The 14,849-nt window shown below is 73.9% G+C and carries 18 protein-coding genes and 1 pseudogene; 13 read left to right on the top strand and 6 right to left on the bottom strand.

The genetic code is table 11. The features are described from left to right. Positions 1–3: 3 nt before the first annotated feature. The 7 genes and pseudogenes from ACFW6A_RS16900 (at position 4) to ACFW6A_RS16870 (ending at position 4,111) form a co-directional block, all read left to right on the top strand. Complete coding sequence (locus ACFW6A_RS16900; protein ID WP_351844488.1) at positions 4–945, top strand: type II secretion system F family protein; 942 nt, start codon at positions 4–6, stop codon at positions 943–945. Between the two features lie 30 nt (positions 946–975). After that, complete coding sequence (locus ACFW6A_RS16895; protein ID WP_386641358.1) at positions 976–1,863, top strand: DUF5936 domain-containing protein; 888 nt, start codon at positions 976–978, stop codon at positions 1,861–1,863. 192 nt (positions 1,864–2,055) lie between these two features. Then, complete coding sequence (locus ACFW6A_RS16890; RefSeq protein WP_351844486.1) at positions 2,056–2,265, top strand: Flp family type IVb pilin; 210 nt, start codon at positions 2,056–2,058, stop codon at positions 2,263–2,265. A gap of 23 nt (positions 2,266–2,288) precedes the next feature. After that, a pseudogene (locus ACFW6A_RS16885) lies at positions 2,289–2,399 on the top strand (pilus assembly protein TadG-related protein); the annotation flags it as partial. A 51-nt stretch (positions 2,400–2,450) separates the two neighbouring features. Next, positions 2,451–2,888 (top strand): hypothetical protein, encoded by a 438-nt coding sequence (locus tag ACFW6A_RS16880; protein WP_351844658.1) that lies wholly within the window; start codon positions 2,451–2,453, stop codon positions 2,886–2,888. 14 nt (positions 2,889–2,902) lie between these two features. After that, positions 2,903–3,475, top strand: a complete 573-nt coding sequence (locus ACFW6A_RS16875) for a hypothetical protein (protein WP_351844484.1) — start codon at positions 2,903–2,905, stop codon at positions 3,473–3,475. Positions 3,476–3,484: 9 nt separating this feature from the next. Continuing rightward, a complete protein-coding gene (locus ACFW6A_RS16870) occupies positions 3,485–4,111 on the top strand; it encodes an OmpA family protein (RefSeq protein WP_351844482.1) in 627 nt (208 codons plus the stop codon). 48 nt (positions 4,112–4,159) lie between these two features. On the opposite strand, the gene ACFW6A_RS16865 is transcribed toward ACFW6A_RS16870, so the two are convergent. The 3 genes from ACFW6A_RS16865 to ACFW6A_RS16855 are packed head-to-tail and all read right to left on the bottom strand — an operon-like array spanning position 4,160 to position 6,805. Then, positions 4,160–4,993 (bottom strand): tetratricopeptide repeat protein, encoded by an 834-nt coding sequence (locus ACFW6A_RS16865; protein ID WP_386641220.1) that lies wholly within the window; start codon positions 4,991–4,993, stop codon positions 4,160–4,162. After that, positions 4,981–6,333 carry an AAA family ATPase gene (locus ACFW6A_RS16860; RefSeq protein ID WP_386641217.1) on the bottom strand — a complete coding sequence of 451 codons (1,353 nt, stop codon included), beginning with the start codon at positions 6,331–6,333 and terminating at the stop codon, positions 4,981–4,983. The genes ACFW6A_RS16865 and ACFW6A_RS16860 overlap by 13 nt, the downstream gene beginning before the upstream one ends. Positions 6,334–6,337: 4 nt before the next feature. Beyond that, positions 6,338–6,805, bottom strand: coding sequence for a hypothetical protein (locus tag ACFW6A_RS16855; protein WP_386641214.1), 468 nt, complete (start codon positions 6,803–6,805; stop codon positions 6,338–6,340). A gap of 132 nt (positions 6,806–6,937) precedes the next feature. Here ACFW6A_RS16855 and ACFW6A_RS16850 point away from each other — a divergent pair, with 132 nt between their 5' ends. Beyond that, complete coding sequence (locus ACFW6A_RS16850) at positions 6,938–7,534, top strand: hypothetical protein (RefSeq protein ID WP_351844476.1); 597 nt, start codon at positions 6,938–6,940, stop codon at positions 7,532–7,534. Between the two features lie 7 nt (positions 7,535–7,541). Here the strand turns inward: ACFW6A_RS16850 and ACFW6A_RS16845 are convergent, their stop codons facing one another. Further along, positions 7,542–8,417 (bottom strand): endonuclease domain-containing protein, encoded by an 876-nt coding sequence (locus ACFW6A_RS16845; RefSeq protein WP_386641211.1) that lies wholly within the window; start codon positions 8,415–8,417, stop codon positions 7,542–7,544. A 154-nt stretch (positions 8,418–8,571) separates the two neighbouring features. On the opposite strand from ACFW6A_RS16845, the gene ACFW6A_RS16840 reads away from it, so the two are divergent. From ACFW6A_RS16840 to ACFW6A_RS16830, 3 genes are all read left to right on the top strand, one after another. Beyond that, entirely contained in the window at positions 8,572–8,952 is a 381-nt protein-coding gene (locus ACFW6A_RS16840; protein WP_351844472.1) for a hypothetical protein, read from the top strand. 77 nt (positions 8,953–9,029) lie between these two features. Continuing rightward, positions 9,030–10,181 (top strand): hypothetical protein, encoded by a 1,152-nt coding sequence (locus ACFW6A_RS16835; protein ID WP_386484332.1) that lies wholly within the window; start codon positions 9,030–9,032, stop codon positions 10,179–10,181. A 99-nt stretch (positions 10,182–10,280) separates the two neighbouring features. Next, positions 10,281–11,381, top strand: a complete 1,101-nt coding sequence (locus ACFW6A_RS16830; protein WP_386484330.1) for a hypothetical protein — start codon at positions 10,281–10,283, stop codon at positions 11,379–11,381. Here ACFW6A_RS16830 and ACFW6A_RS16825 read toward each other — a convergent pair. Then, on the bottom strand, positions 11,353–11,724 hold the full coding sequence (locus ACFW6A_RS16825; RefSeq protein ID WP_351844466.1) for a DUF192 domain-containing protein: 372 nt from the start codon (positions 11,722–11,724) through the stop codon (positions 11,353–11,355). The two genes, ACFW6A_RS16830 and ACFW6A_RS16825, sit on opposite strands and share 29 nt — an antisense overlap. 29 nt (positions 11,725–11,753) lie before the next feature. Here ACFW6A_RS16825 and ACFW6A_RS16820 point away from each other — a divergent pair, with 29 nt between their 5' ends. Then, the gene (locus tag ACFW6A_RS16820; RefSeq protein ID WP_351844464.1) at positions 11,754–12,491 is read left to right on the top strand and encodes an A24 family peptidase; all 738 of its coding nucleotides are present in this window, start codon (positions 11,754–11,756) and stop codon (positions 12,489–12,491) included. A 352-nt stretch (positions 12,492–12,843) separates the two neighbouring features. Here the strand turns inward: ACFW6A_RS16820 and mgrA are convergent, their stop codons facing one another. Continuing rightward, on the bottom strand, positions 12,844–13,881 hold the full coding sequence (gene mgrA, locus ACFW6A_RS16815) for an L-glyceraldehyde 3-phosphate reductase (RefSeq protein ID WP_386484327.1): 1,038 nt from the start codon (positions 13,879–13,881) through the stop codon (positions 12,844–12,846). A 129-nt stretch (positions 13,882–14,010) separates the two neighbouring features. Here mgrA and ACFW6A_RS16810 point away from each other — a divergent pair, with 129 nt between their 5' ends. Beyond that, positions 14,011–14,772 (top strand): isoprenyl transferase, encoded by a 762-nt coding sequence (locus tag ACFW6A_RS16810; RefSeq protein WP_351844460.1) that lies wholly within the window; start codon positions 14,011–14,013, stop codon positions 14,770–14,772. Positions 14,773–14,849 lie beyond the last annotated feature (77 nt).

Below are 14,849 nucleotides of genomic sequence, written 5' to 3'. Positions count from 1 at the left end.
CCGATGACCGACCCCTTCTGGCTGACGGCCGGCGTGGCCCTGCTCGCCTGCGTCCTCGGCGTCACCGGCGTCCAGGTGTACGCGAGCGGCGCCAGGCGCCACGCCGCGCTCGTCGCCCGCCTCGACGACACGGCCGCCCCCGAGTCCACCGGCCGCCGCCCGCGCCGCTTCCGGGCCCTGGACCGCCGCGTCCGGGCCACGGCGCTCGGCCGCAACCTGGAACGGCGGATCGCGGCGACCGGCCTCGACGTGACGCCCGGGGAGTTCACGGTCGCCCTCGCGGTGTCGGTGGCCGTGCTGTGGACCGTCGGCCAGGCCGCCCTCTCCCCGTTCTTCGGCCCGATCTGCGGCCTGCTGGGGGTGTGGGTGGCGCTCGGCTACCTCAACTGGCAGCGGCAGAAGCGCATCGAGAAGTTCATCAACCAACTCCCCGAACTCTCCCGCATCCTGGCCAATGCCACCCAGGCGGGCCTGGCCCTGCGCATGGCGATCAGCCTGGCGGCGGACGAGATGGAAGCCCCCGCGGGCGACGAACTGGAGAAGGTCGCCCAGCAGCTGGCCGTCGGCACCCCCCTCGACGACGCGCTGGCCGAGCTGGCGGAACGCCTCCCCTCCCGCGAACTGGTCGTCCTGGTCACCACCCTGGTCCTCGCCAACCGGGCCGGCGGCACCGTCGTCTCCTCGCTCCGCAACCTCACCGAGACGCTGGAACAGCGCAAGGAGACCCGGCGCGAGGTCCGCACCCAGCTCTCCCAGGTGAGCATGACGGCGTACGCGGTCCCCGTGATCGGCTTCGGCTCGCTCCTCCTCATCGACAACATGCAGCCCGGAGCCCTCGACCGGATGACGGGTTCACCGCTCGGCCAGGGCGCGGTGGTCGTGGCCTGCGCGCTGTACGTCCTCGGCTTCGCCGTCATCCGCCGCTTCTCGAAGATCGACGTGTAAGGGCCGGTGCCGCAGATGACGGACAGCATGCTGGAACTCGCCCTCGCGCTCCTCGCGGGCCTCGCCGTCGTCGGCTTCGCGTACGGGCTCCGCCTGTACCGCGCCGACGCCCGCCTCCCCGACGACCTCCGCCTCGCCCTGGAGGTCGGCGCGACCCGCACCGGCGCGGTCGACTCCGCCGTGGACCGCCTCGGCATGCGCTGGTCGCCCGCGGTGCTGCGCTGGATGGGCCCCAAGCGGGTCGGCGCGGTCCGCCGCCGCATCGACCTGGCCGGCAACCCCGGCGGCCTGACGATCGACCGGTACGGGGCGCGGCGGGCGGTGTACGGCTTCCTCGGCGGTCTCGGCGGCCTCCTCATGCTGAGCAGGGGCTCGTACGTCACGGCGGCCCTGCTCCTCGCCTTCGGGGCCTTCTGGACGGAGGTCGGCATCTGGTCGGCCGTCCGCATCCGCAAGGACCAGATCGAACGCACCCTCCCCGACTTCCTCGACGTCCTCGCCGTCGTCGTCTCGGCGGGCCTCGGCTTCCGGCAGGCGCTGGAACGGGTCGCGGACAAGTACTCCGGACCCTGGTCCGACGAACTCCGCATCACCCTGCGCCAGATGGACATGGGCGTCACCCGACGCCAGGCCTTCGACGAACTCCGCCGCCGCAACGACTCCGAACAGGTCGCCCAGTTCGTCACGGCGCTCCAGCAGGGCGAGGAGCTGGGCGCGCCCATCGTCGACACGCTCATCCAGATCGCCGAGGACATGCGCCGCACCGACGCCCAGAACGCCCGCCGCAAGGCCGCGAAGGCGGTCCCCAAGGCGACGATGGTCATCACCACCCTGATGGTCCCGGCCACCATGATCCTCCTCGGCGCGGGCCTCTTCCTGGGCACGGGGACGGACCTCGGCTCGATCGCGGGGGAGTGAGGACGGTGCGACGAGGACGGATGAAACTTCCCCCAACTCCCCGCGGAACCCCCGCCCCAGGCCATACCCTGCCGGAGTGCATGGTCCCGCCCGCGACCGGAGCTGACGAACGACCCCGGCTCCCCTGTCCACCACAGGCCCCCCGGGCGTACCGTGCGACTGCGCGAGCGTCAGACCTCGGAGGGGAGCACGATGTACGACGCGATGCTGAAGGCCCTGACCAGAACCCGCCTCCACCTGACCACCCGGGGGGACCGGGGGCAGACGGCGGTGGAGTATCTGGGGATCATCGTGGTGGTGGTGGCGATCGTGGTTGCCATTACCGGCACGGATCTCGGACAGTCGATCAAGGGCGCCATCAGTCAGAAGATTGCCGAAATCACCGGCGGTGGCGGAGAGTAGCCGACTCTGGGCAGGCTTTTCCGGCCTATGTAGCGGTCATCGCAGGGCTTCTGTTGCTCGGTTTCGTCTACTTCGTCGTGGGACGGGCAGGTGTGGTGCGGAATGGCGCACAGACTGCAGCTGACGCCGCAGCTCTCGCTGCCGCTTATGACGTAAGAGAGCAGTTGCGGGAGGGCTGGCTCAGAGTGATCGACGATCCCACTCAGTGGCAACAATTCGTCGATGGTGACGAGTACGATCCAACGCTGGCGTGCCAGGCGGCGGAGACCTTTGCTGCCCGCAACAACGCCGAGGTCGAAGGCTGCTCGCCCGCCGGTCTCGGTTTCAGGGTGACAGTGCACAGCACGGGAACGGTGGGCCAGTCAATAGTTCCGGGCACCGAGTCTCGGCAGGCCGTGGCTGCGGCGGCAGCAGTGATCGAACCGCGCTGCTCGTTTACCGCGCCAGAGCCCAGCGAGGAGCCCGAGCCGCCTCCGACAGCTCCTGCTGAGACCGAGGAGGAGCCTGAACCGATCCGGGGCCTTGTATGTGACGGTTCGGGCCTGGAGATCGATCCGGAGGCCCCCGTCCTTCCTGACGTGGACGACCTCTTCCGTGTTCGGCTGACCGGCGACGACGAGTAAAGGAAGACCTCTTCATGAATGTCTCGCGCGTGAGAGGGGGAGGCATCGCCTTCGCGGTGGCAGCCTGTTTGGCTGTTGCAGGCTGTGGTGCCGATGCTGAACCCAAGGCTGCTGACAAGCCGACACCGGCTACACAACAGGCTCAGCAACCTGCCCCGAGCCAGGCGAAGGGGAGCCCCGAGAACCCCGCAGAGACTCTGCTGGTCGTAAAAGGGCAGAAGGGGCTTGAACTCGCGATCAACTCCGTCGAACGAGACGCGGGTGGATTCGTAACCATCAAGGGGAGGTTGAGTAACGCCTCTGGCGCGGTGATTGCCGTCCCGCCGCAGACGAGCGGCAACGAGACCGAAGTGGTCAAGCACGGAACGTCCCTCGGTGGCGCCACCCTCGTGGACTCGGTCGGCAAGAAGCGGTACTACGTCCTCAGGGACACCGACGGGCGCCCCCTCACCACCACGAATCTCGACAGTCTCGGCCCCGGCAAATCCACCGCCGTCTTCATGCAGTTCCCCGCTCCCCCCGCCTCCACCACCGAGGTCTCGTTTCAACTGCCCACGTTCGAACCTGCCATGCTCAAGCTCTCCTGAGGCGGCGCCATGACGACGACAGGACGACGACGCAGGGTGGCCGCGGTGGCGGTCGTGGTCGCCGTGGTGTGGACCGGGGGGTCCGTCACGGCTTACGCGGACGATCCGCCGGGGAGCGTCGGTTCCTCCCCGCCGCCCGTCATCGACGCCAACTCGCCCGAGCTGATGCTCCCGGACGGGGCGACGCTCGCGCCCGCGAAGGTGCTGGACATCAAGCAGATCGTGGAGGAGGAGGGGGGCGAGCAGCGGCGGGAGGACACGAACGTGGACGTGACGTTCGCGCTGCAGGCGGAGGTGCTGTTCCCGAAGAACAGCGCGAAGCTCAGCCCGGCCGCCACCGCACGGATCCGCGCCATCGCCGGCGAGGTGCGGACGCAGGGCTCGGGGAAGGTGCGGGTGTTCGGGTTCACCGACAACCTGGGGACGTACGAGCACGGGCTCAAGCTCTCCAAGGAGCGGGCCGTCGCCGTGCAGCAGGTGCTGGCGCGGGAGCTGGACCCGGGGACCTCGTACGAGATCCGCGGGTACAGCGAGGACTACCCGATCGCCGACAACCGCACCGAGGAGGGACGCAAGAAGAACCGCCGCGTGGAGGTGTCGTTCCCTCGCACCGCGCCGCCGGCCGCCGCGCCCTGAGCGGAGAAGAGGGGGGCGGGGCGCGGGGGCGGGGGCACGTCTCGGCTCTTATCGGGCGGGGCGTTCCTTCCGCCCCGTGCCGAAGGGCCACCACCTCCGCCTCCCGGCGGCGCTTCGGGCCGCGTGCGTCACCGTTTCGAGGTTCCGCCGGGCCAGGTTCGCGTGGTGCTCGTCGTCCATCTCCTCGAAGATCTCCACGGCTTGGCGGATCGCGGCGACGGACTCCTCGACACGGCCCGCCCTCTGGAGCGCGCTGGCGAGGTTGTTGAGGGTCTTGGCCTCGCCGTGGCGGTCCCCGAACTCCCGGCAGATGGCGAGGTCCTGGGTGTGGGCGGCGATGCTCTCCTCGTAGCGGTGGACTTCTCTCAGCGCGATGCCGAGGTTGTTGAGCGCGGCGCCCTTGCCCTGGCGGTCGCCGATCTCGTCGTAGAGGGCGAGGGCCTCGGTGAGGGTGGTGATGGCCTCCTCGGGGCGGCCGGCCTGCTGGAGGGCGCTGGCGAGGTTGGTCAGCGTGTCCGTCTCGGCGGGGCGGTCGCCGAGTTCGCGGAAGAAGTCGGCGGCTCCGGTGAGGGTGGACACGGCGTCGTCGAGGCGGTCGGCGTCCAGGTAGGCGCTGCCGAGGCCCGAGAGGGCGGTGGCCTCGTTGTAGCGGTCGCCGAGTTCGCGGTAGAGGTCGACGACACGGCCGAGCTGGTCGATGGCCTCGTCGAAGCGGCGCAGCTCCCGCGAGGCGAGGCCGAGGTGTCCGAGCGCGAAGGCCTCGCCGGTGCGGTCGTCGAGCCGGCGGGCGGCCTCGACGGCGTGTCCGTTGAGGATGAGGGCGTCGTGGAAGCGGCGGCGCTCGTGGAGGTAGACGCTCGGCGTGGAGGTCAGGCGCACCACGACCTCGGGGACGTGCGCCGTGACCTGGTGGACCGCGGCGATGAGGTGGGCGTGTTCCGCGTCGAGCCAGGCCAGGCCGGGGCCTCGGCGCGGTCGGCGAAGCGGGCGGGGACCGGCCGGCCCGGCCGTGCGCGGAGGTGGTCGTCCGCGGCGTCGCCGACGGCGTAGTAGTAGCGGACCATGAGCCGTCCCAGCGCCCCGGCGTCGTCCTGTTCCGCCGGCAGCTCGGAGGCGTACAGGCGGATCAGGTCGTGCATGCGCCAGCGGCCCGAGCCCCACGGGTGCTCCGTGACCAGGCAGGCGCGGGCCAGGGCGGCCGGCTCCGCGCGGGTCTCCCGGGCGGGCCGGCCGGCGAGGACCGCCGCGGCCTCCGTGGAGAGGTCCGGCCCCGGGTTCAGGGGGAGCAGGCGGAAGAGGCGGGCGTCCCGCTCCTTGAGGCGGCCGTACGACAGGTCGAAGGCGGTGCGGACGGCCAGGGAGCGGCCGGTGGCGTCCTCGTGCCGGAGGGTCTCCAGCCGGGTGCGGGTGTCGGCCAGGTCATCGGCGAGGGCGGCGATGGGGAGGCCGGGGTCGTCGGTGAGGAGGGCCGCGGCGATCGTGAGGGCCAGGGGGAGGCGGCCGCAGTGGGAGACCACGTCGGCGAGGGCCGCGGGTTCCGCCGCCGGGCGGGGGTCGTCGGGGCGGGTCTGGGTGAGCGCGGCGGCGATCAGCTCCGCCACCGCGTCCGGCTCCAGTTCGTCGAGGGGGATCAGGCGGGGCCTGAGGTCCGGTGCGGTGAGGCTGTCGCGGGAGGTGGAGAGGAGCCGGTGGGCGGGGTGCGCCGGGAGCAGGGGGTGCAGTTGGGCGGGGGACGACGCGTCGTCCGCCAGGATCAGCACCGGCCCGTGCTCCTCGGCCCGGCGGGACAGCAGCGAGCGGTACAGGCCGGCCTGCGCCTCGGGCGTCGGCGGCAGGTCGTCGTCCCGTACGCCGAGGGCCCGCAGCAGCGCCTCCAGGGCCTGCTCCGGGGCGACGGCGCCTGCGGGGTCGTAGCCGCGGAGGTGGACGAAGAGCGTGCCGCCCGGGAAGCGGCCCCGGGCCACGGCCCGGTGGGCGGCGTGCAGGGCGAGCGCGGTCTTGCCGACGCCGGGCAGACCCGTCACCACCGTCGCGCCCGAGCCCTCCGGCCCGAGCGCCTCCAGGAGCGCCCCGGCCGTTTCCTCCCGGCCGGTCAGCTCCGGTGCCGCCGGGAGCGAGGCCAGGGCCTGCGGGGCGGCGGCGGTCGCCTCCGTGATGTAGATGCTGTGACCGGCCTGGTAGCTGCGGCCCTCGCCGGAGACACGGGCGTGCTGCTCGGTCAACGCCTCAGGCCCCCTGGCCGGGGAGTCCGTCGTGGCCGGACTGCTCCACCCGGCCGCGGCCGGTCGCCTTCGCGCGCTGCTCGACCCGCTCGTGCCCGGCGTCCGTGCCCCGGCCGGACTGGAGGATCCGCCCCGAGTCGGCCGCCTCCGCGTGCTGCTCCAGGTGCGTCGCCCCGCCGCCTGACTGGCGCACCTCGCCGTCGTCGGTGGCGGTCGCCGTCTGCACGAGCGTCCGCGCGGGCGGCGCGGGCGCGGGCGTCGGTACGGGCTGCCGCTCGCGCCCGGCCCACCAGCCGAGCCCGGCCAGGACCGCCGTGCCCGCGAGCGCGCCGAAGCCGAGGGCCGTGTCGAGCCGGGCCCCGTCCTCCTGGGGCAACCACCCCCAGGGCAGCGCCCGTACGACCGCCGCCCCGCCCCCGAACGTCACCAGCGCCGCCACTCCGGCCACCACCCACCGCACCGCACGGGACACCCGCCGCTCCCCTCGTCGCGTCTCCGCCCCGGGCCGGCCGGCCCGGGGGCCACCCATGGTGCCGAACCGGCCGACCCGTCGTCACGCCGATCACGGAATCCCGCCGCGCGGCCTTCGGGATACTGGGCGGCCATGAACACCTCATACGGTTCGGCCGACTTCACGCTCCACCACACCGGCCCCGCGGGCGGAGCCCGGCTGCTCACACCCGCGCCCTCCTGGGAGGGGTCCGTCCCCGGGCTCGGCGGGGTGCGGGTGCGGTGCGGGCCGGCGCCGGGGCGGAGCGACGCGTTCGCGCAGGTCTCGGTGGACGGCGAGCGCCTTCCCGCCGGCGTCTTCAGCGGCATCCGGTACGGGCACGCCCCGCTGCCCTCCCGCGTACGGCTCCGGGTCGGACCGCACACCGGCGCCACCAGCCGCTTCCGCAGCGGGATCACCCGGGACCAGCGCGCCCTGCGCGTCCGGCTCGGCGACCGGGCGTACCGCTACCGCCAGGGGCGGGACAAGCGCGTCCACGAACTCCTGCGCCCGGGCCTGCGCATACGCGTCATCCGCGACGACTGGTACCGCCCGCTCACCCTCACCGTCCGTACGGAAGGCCCCGCCGACGCCCTGGACCTCTCCCTCGCCCTCCTCCTCCAGGGCGTCTACACCCGGCACCTGTCCCAGGCCGGACGCTGGTTCTCGCTGCCGTTCCGGATCCTGAACCGGATGCCGGACGTCTTCTGACGGGCGCTCAGGGGGGTGCGCCGAGTTCGGCCAGGGCCGACCGGACCGTCGCCGTCATCCGGGCCGGGCGGGTGAAGACCTCCCGCGCGGTGAAGCGCAGCACGCGGTGGATCCCGGGGCAGGACTGGAGGGCGTTGAAGCGGGCGACGTCCCGTTCGTGGGCGCGGGGCGTGCCGTGGTAGGCGCAGCCCTCGACCTCCACCGCGAGCCCCGCCGCCCGGAAGAGGAAGTCCGGGTGGAGGGGGCGGCCCGCCGGTGTCCACAGCAGGGGCTGGGACTCGGGGAACAGGCCCGCGTCGGCCATCCGCAGCCGGGCGACCGTCTCCGCAGGCGAGCCCGCGGCGGGGTCCGCGAGCCGGAGCCAGGCGCGGGCGCGCGGTGCGCCGGGCCGCCGGACCGAGAGCTGCGCGGCCAGCTCCTCGTACCGGACCGGCGGGTCCCTGCGGACGCCCTCCACGACGCGGCGGGACAGCGCCGAGTCCGCCGTCACCACCGCCTCCTCACGGCTGCCGCACGCCCGTATCAGGTCCGCGGCCGTCCGCGCGGCCGTCGTCGTCCGCAGCCCCCGGCGCAGGCAGACGTCCTCCGGGGGGAGGGAGGAGCGGGAGTCCGCCGGCGGGGGCGGGCCCGCCAGGACCTCGATCCGGTGCAGTCGCGCCGCCGTGCCGTGGCGGCAGACGCGCCGCGGGCGCAGCAGCTGGAGGGCGGTCTCCCGGACCCGCCAGTCCGTCTCCTTCCCCGGCACCGCCCACGCGCCCCGGCAGATCCGCTGCCAGCCGTCCCGCCGCAGGCGCGCGGCGAGCCGGCCCGGCGGCCAGCCCGCCGCGAGCGCCCAGACGGTGATGAGCACCCCGCCCCTGGCGAGGATCGCCAACTCGTACATACGCGCAAGGTTCCACGGAAGGGCGACACTTCGCACCCCCTGTGGAAAACCCGGAGAAAGTTGTCCCCAGGAATGCGCAAAAGTGTCGGGACGAATCCCCGGGGGAGGAGCATTCTGGACCGAAACACCACAACGCTCCGGGGCAGGGCCGCCGATGCCGCACACCAGACCTCAGATCGCCGGCACGCCCGGCGTGCAGCTCGTCCACGACCTCCTCGTCCACGTCCCCGCCTTCCGCGGCGCGTACGAGAGTCACGTCTTCCGGCAGGGCGGGGTCCTGCCGCACGTCTTCTTCTGGGACGTCGTCCAGGGGACCGTCCGCTCCTTCCTCGCCGGGGAGGCGGAGCCCGACTGGCGCCGCACCCTCGACTTCCTGGAGGAGCGGAGCAGCCGCGGCGACACCGCCGTCGACGAGGTGATCGTGACCTCCTTCCTCGGCGACCTGCCGTCCCCGAACGAGCCGGGCCACGCCATCGTCCGGCAGCTCGGCCCCGTCATGGCGGCGAGGTTCGAGCGGATGAGGCCCGGCGGCTGACGGCCCGAACGGGGCTTCGTACGGCCCCGGTTGGGTAGCCTCCCGGGGTCCATCGAGGGTCCCCTGGAGGCCGAGGCGTGCTGAGCGACGACGACATCCTGGCGGCGGTGCGGCGCACTCTCGGGGCCGCCGGGGCGGACGACGCGGCCTTCCCCGCGGCGGGCGCCCGGATCACCCGGCACCTCCTCGTCCGCGGGGAGATCGTCCGCTGCGTGGAGACCCGCACGGAGGGGGCCGGCTTCCACGCGGGCACCCGCGACCTGTCGGACCTGCCCGAGTACGACGACCTCGACCGGCATCCGGTACCCGCCCCCGCCGACCCCGGGGCGCCCCGCTCGGTCCTGCGGCTGGTGCGGCGCGGTTCGGCGGCCGCCCACGCCTGCTCCACCTGCTCCAACGGCCGCAAGCCCTGCGCGCGTTGCCACGGCGCCGGGGACGTGAAGTGCCGGACCCACGTGCCCTGCGGGGGGTGCGAGGGGCGGCTGTGCTGCCTCGCCTGCGAGGGCACCGGCAAGCGCGCCCGCGAGGCGGCCGACCGGCCGCAGGCGGAGACCTCGGCACGGGTCCGCTGCCGGAGGTGCGGGGCCGAGGACGCGGCGTGCGCGAAGTGCCGGGGCGCCGGCCGGAAGAAGTGCGCGGTGTGCGGCGGGACCGGCTCCCGCTCCTGCCCCGACTGCGAGGGCGGCGGCACGGTCACGCACGACTTCTGCGCGGGCACCGGCCGGTACGTGGAGTGGATCGAGGGGGTCGTCACCCGGAAGCCCGTCGTGGACACCGTGGAGGAGTCCTCCGGCCTGTCCGCCCGGGCCTTCGCCTGGACGAACGAGCACGACGCCTGGAGCCGCGTCGACCACATCGCCCGCGTCGACCCCGTCGACCGCATGGGCCGCCTCGGCAAGGTGGCCCTCCCCGACGACCTGACCGGCACCGCTGATGACGGCGGGACCGACGCCGGGACCGGTGACGGCTCCGGCGACGAGGTCGCCGCCCTCCTCGCGCCCCGGCTCGGCGTCCACGCCGGGGAGATCGCGCGCCGCGTCAGCGTGCGGCACCTGTCGCTCGCCCGCGTCACGCACGACGACCACCCCCACCGGGTGTACCTCGTCGTCCCCGGCCGTCCCGCCCCCCGCGTCGTCACGGTGCGCTCCCCGCGCCGCACCTGGCAGCTCGCCGTCCTCGCGCTTCTGGTCCTGGCCGCCGCCGTCACGGTCACCCGCCTCCTCTCGTAGCCGACAGCCGACAGCCGACAGCCGACAGCCGACAGCCGACAGCCGACAGCCGGCAGCCGGCGGGGAAGGGTGGCGGACCGCCTCGGGATAATCGAGCGCATGTCCCCGCCGACCAGCCGTTCCCCGCTCCTCCTCGCCCTCGGCGGCTACGCCGCCACCCGGCTCCTCGGGCTCGCCGCCCTCGCCGTCGTCGCCGCCGCGACCGGCAAGGACGGCTTCCACCGGCTGAGCGGGCGCTGGGACTCGGTCTGGTACGTGCGGATCGCCGAGCACGGGTACGGCCACCGGGTCACGCTCCCGAACGGCGACGTCCACTCCGACCTGGCGTTCTTCCCGCTCCTCCCGGCCCTGGAGCGGGGCCTGTCCGCCGTCCTTCCGCTCGACGCGGCCGGTGCCGGGCTGCTGGTCTCCTGGACCGCCTCGCTCGCCGCTGCCTGGGGGATCTTCCGGTGCGGCGAGCACGTCGTCTCGGCGCGCGCGGGCGTCCTGCTGGCCGTGCTGTGGGGCGTGTACCCGACCGCGTTCGTGCAGTCGATGGCGTACACGGAGACGCTGTTCACCGCGCTCGCCGCCTGGTCGCTGTACGCGGTGCTGCGCGGCCGCTGGCTCCTCGCGGGGCTGCTGTGCGCGCTGGCCGGGCTCACCCGGCCCACCGCCGTCGCGCTGATCGCCGCCCTCGGGATCACGGCCCTCGCCGCCCTGGTCCGGGACCGGCGACTGCCCCGGCGGACGGTCGCCGGGGTGCTGATCGCGCCGCTCGGCTGGCTGGGGTACGTCGTGTACGTCGGCGTCCGCGAGTCGAGCGCCACCGCCTACTTCGACGTGCAGGCGGGGTGGGGGAACTCCATCGACGGCGGCGTCGCCCTCGCCCGCTTCGTCGCCTCCCTGCCCTGGCCCGCCGCGCTCGGCCTGGGCGCGGCCCTCGCGCTCCTGGCGTGGCTGGTCGTGCTGTGCGTCCGGCAGCGCCAGCCGCTGCCGCTGCTCGTCCACACGATCGGGGTGGTCGTCGTCTCGCTCGTCGGCGCCGCGTACTTCGGGTCCCGGCCGCGGCTGATGATGCCCGCGTTCGGTCTGCTCCTGCCGCCCGCCGCCGCCCTCGCCCGGCTCCGCACCGGCACCGCCGCCGCGGTCCTCGCCGTCCTGGCCCCGGCCTCGGCGGTCTACGGAGCCCTCACCCTCCTGGGGCCGGGCCCTCCGTGACCGCGACCACCACCCCGGCCCGCACCCCCCACCCGGCCAGCGCGCCCGCCTCCGCCTCCAGGACGTGCCGGGCGCGCGGGCGGGGCAGCCCGAGCCGGCCCGGGCCCATGGTGACCACGGCGAGCACCCGCAGCCGCCGGTCCAGGTAGGCCACGTCGATCGGGAAGCGCATGCCGAAGGTGTGGACGCTGTTCGCCGGCGTCAGCAGCATGGCTCCCGCGATCCCGTCCCGGCCCAGCAGCCCGCGCCGCCGCGCCCGGTACGAGGCCGCGACCTCCACCGGGACCACCGCCCCGCCCGGCACCGCCAGAACCCCCGCCCCGTCCCGCAGACTCCGCCCCATGCGCCCGACCTTAGCCCTAGGGTCACCTCGTGTACCCCTCGCTGATCGTCCTCGCCGCCCTGTGGGGTGCCGCAGCCGGGCTGCTCGTGCCCCGGGCGGCGTACCGGCTGTCCGTGGAGCCCGAGGAGCCGTGGCGCGCGCTCTGCCCGGCGGGGCACCCGCTCGCCGGACCGGCGCGCGGCTGGCTCGGCGGGCCCGGGCGCGCCGGGTGCGCGACGACCCCCGCGCCGCACGCCGTGCCGCTGCTCACGGCGGCGGTCTGCGCGCTGCTGGCCGCCGCCACCGGCGGGCCCCGGCCCGAGCTCGCGGTCTGGCTGCTGGTCGCGCCCTTCGGCGTGCTGCTCGCCTGCGTCGACGCGCGGGTGCAGCGCCTCCCCGACGGGCTGACGCTGCCACTCGCGCTCGCCGTACCGCTGCTGCTGGGGGCCGCCGAGCTCCTCCCGTACGACGCCGGCTCCTGGCCGCACGCCCTGCTCGGCGCCCTCGCCCTCGGCGGCGGCTACCTGGCGCTGCACCTGATCAGCCCGCAGGGGCTGGGCTTCGGCGACGTGAAGCTGGCCCTGCCGCTGGGCGCCGCGCTCGGCTGGTACGGCTGGGGCGTCCTGTTCACCGGCGCCTTCCTGGGCTTCCTGCTCGGCGCGGGGTACGGCTTCGGGCGCGTCCTCCTCGGCCGCGCGGGCCGCTCCTCCGCGATCCCCTTCGGCCCCTTCATGCTCGGCGGCGCCCTCCTGGGCCTCGCCCTCGGCGCCTTCACGGCCCTGCCCTGAGGCGGTGCCTCCGCAGGGCCACCGCCCCGTCGCGGAGCGCCACCGGACCCCCGGTGAGCTGCCGGGCGTCAACGTGCCGCCGGTGCCGGGCGTTCCCCCGTCGGAGGGACGGAAGTCCGCCGCCACGCCGGGGCACAAAACCGCCACATGGCCCCGGAGCCCTTGTGCCGCCTGGGATCCGGGGAAATCCGGCCGCTTCGTTCGGCGCACGTGGCGCGCAGCCCGACTGGCGAAGGGTTATGGTGGAACCCCCCCCTCGGGCCGGTCCGTATCCCCCCCACGGACCGGCCCGTTTTCTCTTTCCGCCCCCGTCGGCCGTCTCGCCGGCCGCCCCCGACGGCCGGGCCGGACGTCAGCCCCGGCGGGCCCAGATGTTGGTGCCCTCGGTGTCGACGGCGAAGGAGTCGATCTCCTCCAGCTCCGCGTCCGTGAGCGGGGCGGAGGCCAGCGCCGCCACGTTCTCCTCCAGCTGCCCGACGCTCGACGCGCCGATCAGGGCCGAGGTCATCCGCGGGTCCCGCAGCACCCACTTCAGCGCCAGCTGGGCCAGCGACTGTCCGCGGCGCTCCGCGATGTCCGCGAGGCCGCGCAGCCGGCGCAGCACCTCGTCGGAGAGCAGGTTCGGGTCGAGGGACTTGCCCTGGGTGGCCCGGGAGCCCTCCGGGATGCCCTTCAGGTACTTGTTGGTGAGCAGGCCCTGGGCCAGGGGCACGAAGGAGATGCAGCCCATGCCGGCCGTCTCCAGGGTGTCCAGCAGGCCGTCGTCCTCGATCCAGCGGTTGATCATCGAGTACGAGGGCTGGTGGATCAGGGCCGGGACGCCCATCTCCCTCAGGAGCCGCGCGGCCTCGGCGGTCTGCTCGGCGTTGTAGGAGGAGACGCCGACGTACAGCGCCTTGCCCTGTTGGACCGCGGAGGCGAGCGCCCCCATGGTCTCCTCCAGCGGGGTCTCCGGGTCGAAGCGGTGCGAGTAGAAGACGTCGACGTAGTCGAGGCCCATCCGCTTCAGGGAGGCGTCGAGCGAGGACAGCAGGTACTTGCGGGAGCCCCATTCGCCGTAGGGGCCCGGGTGCATCTCGTAGCCGGCCTTGGTCGAGACGATCAGCTCGTCGCGGTAGGGGGCGAAGTCCTGGGCGAAGATCTTGCCGAAGTTCAGCTCGGCCGAGCCGGGCGGCGGGCCGTAGTTGTTCGCCAGGTCGAAGTGGGTGACGCCGAGGTCGAAGGCGCGGCGCAGGATCGCCCGCTGGGAGTCCAGGGTGCGGTCGTCGCCGAAGTTGTGCCAGAGGCCGAGGGAGACGGCGGGGAGCTTGAGCCCGCTGCGGCCCGAGCGGCGGTACTCCATGGAGTCGTAGCGCTCCGCGGCGGCGCGGTAGAGGGGGGAATCAGTCACGTATCTCTGCTTATCACGGACTTGTGACACACCCGTACGCAGTTGTGACACGCCCGGACTGGGACCCTTCATCCGACCGCAGTAGTGTGGCGGCTTGCGAACCGCCCGCCCATGGAGGGGTAAAGAACAGTGAACCTGCGCGACCTGGTGTACGGGCTCTACGCACGCCGGGTGGAAGGCCGTCTCGACCACGACCAGGTGCCCAAGCACATCGGGGTCATCCTCGACGGCAACCGGCGCTGGGCCAAGGCGTCCGGGGGGACCCCCGAGCAGGGACACAAGGCGGGCGCGGACAAGATCCGGGAGCTGCTCGGCTGGTGCGCCGAGACCGACGTCGAGGTCGTCACGCTCTGGATGCTCTCCACGGACAACCTGAACCGCCCCGAGGAGCAGCTCGTGCCGCTGCTCGGGATCATCGAGGACGCGGTGAAGGCGCTCGCCTCCGACGGCCGCTGGCGGGTGCACCACGTCGGCACCATGGACCTGCTGCCCGCCCGGACCCAGACGGTCCTCAAGGAGGCCGAGGAGGCCACCCGGACCAACGCCGGGATACTGGTCAACGTCGCCGTCGGCTACGGCGGCCGGCAGGAGATCGCGGACGCGGTCCGCTCGCTGCTCCTGGACCACGCGGAGCGCGGCACCAGCTTCGAGGAGCTGGCCGAGACCGTCTCCATCGACCTCATCTCGGAGCACCTGTACACGCGCGGCCAGCCCGACCCCGACCTGGTGATCCGCACCAGCGGCGAGCAGCGGCTTTCCGGTTTCATGCTGTGGCAGAGCGCGCACTCCGAGTACTACTTCTGCGAGGTCCACTGGCCGGCCTTCCGCAAGGTCGACTTCCTCCGGGCGCTGCGCGACTACGCCGCCCGGCACCGGCGCTACGGCTCCTGAGCCACCCCCGCCCCCCGGCCCCCTGGGGAGTCACCCCGCGTTCACGAACACGCCGTCACACGCCCTGGCATGGCGCG

Source organism: Streptomyces sp. NPDC058758 (assembly GCF_042746075.1).
GTDB lineage: Bacteria > Actinomycetota > Actinomycetes > Streptomycetales > Streptomycetaceae > Streptomyces.
This window is presented reverse-complemented; position numbering and strand designations above follow the sequence as displayed.